The sequence below is a fragment of the Enterobacter mori LMG 25706 genome (assembly GCF_000211415.1).
Taxonomy (GTDB): Bacteria; Pseudomonadota; Gammaproteobacteria; order Enterobacterales; family Enterobacteriaceae; genus Enterobacter; species Enterobacter mori.
On the sequence record NZ_GL890774.1, the window covers coordinates 392,127 to 396,335 of the forward strand.

A 4,209-nucleotide genomic window follows, 5' to 3' on the forward strand; every position below is an offset into this window, starting at 1 on the left:
GGGCCGGGGTGAGGGCATCAGCGCGCACACATTCTCTGGACATTTTCTATGCGATATCACCAGTACTACCCCGTCGACATCGTTAACGGCCCCGGCACCCGCTGTACCCTGTTTGTTTCAGGCTGCGTGCACGAATGCCCCGGCTGCTACAACAAAAGCACCTGGCGTTTAAATTCCGGTATGCCGTTTACCGCTGAGATGGAAGACAAGATCGTCAACGACCTGAACGACACCCGCATCAAACGTCAGGGGATCTCACTTTCCGGTGGCGACCCCCTCCACCCGCAAAACGTGCCGGATATCCTGAAGCTGGTGAAGCGCATTCGGTCAGAGTGTACGGGAAAAGATATCTGGGTCTGGACAGGCTACAAGCTGGAAGAGCTGAACGCGCAGCAAATGGAAGTGGTGGATCTGATTAACGTCCTGGTCGACGGCAAGTTTATGCAGGATTTAAAAGACCCGTCGCTTATCTGGCGCGGCAGCAGTAACCAGGTTGTGCATCATCTGCGTTAAATGCTAAAGCCGTTTGTTTGCATCATGATAAACGGCTGATTTCTCTCTCTTCCCAATGGCAATAACAACAACCAGCACCACTTCGTCCTGAACCTGATAGACCAGGCGATAGCCGGAGGCTTTAAGTTTGATTTTGTAGCAATCAGGCAGGCCCTGTAAGCGGGCTGATTCAATCCTGGGTTTCGCCAGCACGTCGGCAAGTTTCTTCTTAAACTGGTCTTTTACAGTCTCCCCCAGTTTGCTCCACTCCTTTAACGCCCTGGGATCAAACGCCAGTTCATAAGTCATCCAGACTAACCTTAATTCCCTTTTGCGGATTAGCCAGCCGCTCCCGGACCGTCTGTATCAGCGCATCTTCGCTGTCGCTAATCGTGACCGTTTTCACGGGCATGCGCCCTGTTTCAGCTACGTACTGAAACAGTAATCGCACCGCTTCCGTAGGGGTGATATTGAGTTTTTCCAGCACGGCGTAAGCCTCGTTTTTGAGTTTGTCATCCAGACGGACGTTAAGCGTGGCCATTATGCCTCCAGTAAAAACGAATATGTAATGCATTTTAGCATTACATTCGCATTACATCGAATTCTGGATAACGCCTCTCAAAACCGGCTCAAACTCTCCATCGCCACCGCCTTAAACTCGGCAAAATCTCCGCAGCTACAGAGCCGTGACATCGCGCGTTCGCGCAGGAACGTCACGAAAATATCGTAAATCGCCATCGCCTCTTCGTATTCGCTTTTGCTGATGGCGAGCAGGAAGATGACGTGCGCGGTTTCATCGCCCCACTGGACGCCGTGCGGGGCGAGCACGGTATAGACTACCGTTTTCTGCGCCAGCAGGCCGAGTGAGTGTGGCAGCGCAATGCCGTCGCCGAGCATAGTGCTGACGATGGCTTCACGCTCGACGACGGAATCCAGGAACTCCGCGCCGACAAATCCCTCGCCTTCAAGCTGCGCGCACAGTTCCCGGAACAGCGTTTGCTGATCAACGGGCGTGTCGATAATGCGGAAATGGGCCGCATCGAAGTATTTATCCAGCATCCACGGGCGGGTACGGTCCACCAGCACCAGCTTGCCGATCTGCTCTAACTGATAGTCGGTCGGGAACGGGGCAATCGTCACCACCGGTTTGGACTTTTCGCTGACGCGGGCGGTGGCGATCACAAAGTCTTCGCCAATCGTTTCTGCCAGCTCGTACTCGCGCAGGGTGAGCGTGCGCGTAACCTCAATTTGCGGGTATTTACGCTGCAGCACCGCCTCAATCATGCGGACCATAGCGTTACCAGCGTCGCACACCAGCAGCACGCGCGGCTGACGCTGGTAGCCAATGTTGTAGTGACGCTCCAGCCCGACGCCGATATGCAGCACCAGGAAGCCAATCTCGTTTTCGCTGATCACATACGGCGTGTATTTGCCCCAGTTCGATACCGCTGCGAGGGTCATATCCCACGCCATCGGGTAGTGCTGCTTGATGTTATCCAGCAGCGGGTTGGGGATCATAATTTGATACCGCACGCGGGTGATCATGGTTTTGATGTGCGTGAGCAGGTCCGCGTGAAGCTGCTCGTCGCTGAGCAGGTTGTAGTTATAGTGAGTGTTGATGTAGCGCAGGATGTAGTTGACCAGTGCTTCATCGTCGTCTGCATTAATTGCGCTCGGGGCAATCTCCTGGATCTGCCGCGCCGCAATGTGCACGCACAGCCAGCTCTCCTCCGAAGGCGAAAGCGCTTTGCCCGCCAACTGCTGGATAGAGACCGCGATATCTTTCGCCGCCTCGCGCACGTTCTCTTCTACGTCTTCGGCGTGGAATTCCGGCAGCGGAAAGCCCTCGCTGATGCGACGTACCGACACCGCACAGTACAGACGCAGGAACAGCTCGCCTTCGTCGGTCAGGCGGATGTGATGTCGCGTCAGCGCATCATGCAGTACGGCCACCATCTGCTCCGGCACACCCGCGTTGAGAGCAACTTCGGTCACCAGCGGGTTGAGACTGTCCTGCTGCGCCAGCTCCCAGAGCAGGTCGGTCAGGCACGCGCGGGTGGACATCTCGCTGCCAAACAGCTTCATGCCGTGGCGCGGACGCGTTTCCAGGGTCAGGTTGTAGCGGTGGAACCACTCGCGCACTTCCACCATGTCGCTTTGCAGCGTGGCGCGGCTGACAAACCACTCATCGGCCAGATCTTCCAGCTTGAGGGAAAACGCTGAAGTGAGAAAACGTACCACCAGATAGTGCACGCGCTCGGGTCCGGTCCGCGGAATACGCAGCGCGCGCGGGTGGGATGCCTGCAATTGCTGATAACGTTCAGCGTCGTCAATTTTGAGCTGATAGCCATTGCCACGGCTCAGAACAAACTGCGCGCCGTGGCTTGCCAGCAGCGCGTTCAGGGCGGTGATATCGGCACGGACGGTTCGCGTGGAAACCGACAGCCGCTGCGCCAGCTCGTCCTGCGGCAGCGTCTCGTTTTGCAACAGATCGAAAAGTTGCGCTAAACGTTGGTTCGGAAATCGCACGGGTTTGTCCTCTTACGGCTTAAGGTGAAATGACCATCTGGGATGGACTGCCGACCGGGGTATAGTCCGGTTCGAAGCTGAGTTTGCCGTCCTGCGCCACGCGGAAACGGGTAATGTTGTCGCTGCGCTGGTTCATGACGTACAGCCAGCGTCCCTGTTTATCGAGCGTCAGGGTGCGCGGATAGTCGCCCCTCGTCCACACGTCGTCCTGATGCGTCAGCGTGCCCTCCGCTGTTACGGTAAAGTGCCCGATGCTGTTATGCAAACGGTTAGCCACATACAGCTGTTTGCCGTCGGCACTTAATGCCAGCCCGGCAGCAAAGCTGGTGCCTTTGTAGCCTTCCGGCAGGGCTGAAAGCGTTTTGCCCTCTTTTAAGGTGCCGTTGGCGTTCACGGTATAATGGGTGAGCGTAGAGGCCTCTTCGTTAATCAGCCACAGGGCATCGCCTTTTGGCGTAAGGACAAAGTGGCGCGGTCCGGCACCTTTTGAGGAGGCGCTGATAAACTGCGGATCGTTCGGCGTCAGCTTGCCGCTTCGATCGTCAAAGCGGTACTGGTAGAGACGATCCAGCCCAAGATCGGTGGAAAACACGTATTTCCCGCTCGGATCGGCGGCGATCATGTGCGCATGCGGACCGTTGTGATCGCTGATGGCAAAGCTGCCCTCCGCAGCCGCTTCCGGCTTCGCCGCGCCCGGTTCGCCTTGATCCTGATATTGATCCATGGCGTCACCCAGGCTGCCGTCTGCCTTGACCGGCAAAACGGCAATCGATCCGCTGACGTAGTTCGCCACCAGTAGATGACGACCGTTCGGCGTCAGGGAAAGATACACCGGCCCCGCACCGCCGGATGCCACCTGATTCAGCTTGCTCAGTTCACCGTTATCCCCCACCCGCAGCGCCTGCACCACGCCCTGCTCCACTTCACTTGCCAGGTAGAGCGTTTTGCCGTCGTGCGAGACGGTAAGCTGCGCAGCGTTCGGCAGCGTGCTGACCAGCGTTTTATTCGCCAGCGCGCCGCTTTGCGGATCAACGGTAAAGCGGTACAGCCCTTCTCCGTTGGGGTTGTAGGTGCCCACCCAGGCGTATTGCGTTTGGGCGATAGCGGTGGTGGCGAGCATTGAGAGTGAAGCGACAAGCAGGGTACGGGTGTGCATGGTGGCTCCTTCAGGTTTGTGCGGTGTGTTTC

The 4,209-nt window shown here is 57.1% G+C and carries 5 protein-coding genes; 1 reads left to right on the plus strand and 4 read right to left on the minus strand.

Going from position 1 to position 4,209, the window contains the following annotated elements; all coding sequences use genetic code 11:
* Window positions 1–48 precede the first annotated feature (48 nt).
* Window positions 49–513 (plus strand): anaerobic ribonucleoside-triphosphate reductase-activating protein, encoded by a 465-nt coding sequence (nrdG, locus tag ENTMO_RS0103675; protein WP_010427360.1) that lies wholly within the window; start codon window positions 49–51, stop codon window positions 511–513.
* Window positions 514–516: 3 nt separating this feature from the next.
* On the opposite strand, the gene ENTMO_RS0103680 is transcribed toward nrdG, so the two are convergent.
* From ENTMO_RS0103680 to ENTMO_RS0103695, 4 genes are all read right to left on the minus strand, one after another.
* On the minus strand, window positions 517–801 hold the full coding sequence (locus tag ENTMO_RS0103680) for a type II toxin-antitoxin system RelE family toxin (protein ID WP_010427361.1): 285 nt from the start codon (window positions 799–801) through the stop codon (window positions 517–519).
* Window positions 791–1,033 (minus strand): type II toxin-antitoxin system RelB/DinJ family antitoxin, encoded by a 243-nt coding sequence (locus ENTMO_RS0103685; RefSeq protein ID WP_008501400.1) that lies wholly within the window; start codon window positions 1,031–1,033, stop codon window positions 791–793. The genes ENTMO_RS0103680 and ENTMO_RS0103685 overlap by 11 nt, the downstream gene beginning before the upstream one ends.
* Before the next feature lie 77 nt (window positions 1,034–1,110).
* Complete coding sequence (locus tag ENTMO_RS0103690; protein WP_010427362.1) at window positions 1,111–3,021, minus strand: BglG family transcription antiterminator; 1,911 nt, start codon at window positions 3,019–3,021, stop codon at window positions 1,111–1,113.
* 19 nt (window positions 3,022–3,040) lie between these two features.
* On the minus strand, window positions 3,041–4,177 hold the full coding sequence (locus tag ENTMO_RS0103695; RefSeq protein WP_010427364.1) for a lactonase family protein: 1,137 nt from the start codon (window positions 4,175–4,177) through the stop codon (window positions 3,041–3,043).
* Between the last annotated feature and the right edge of the window lie 32 nt (window positions 4,178–4,209).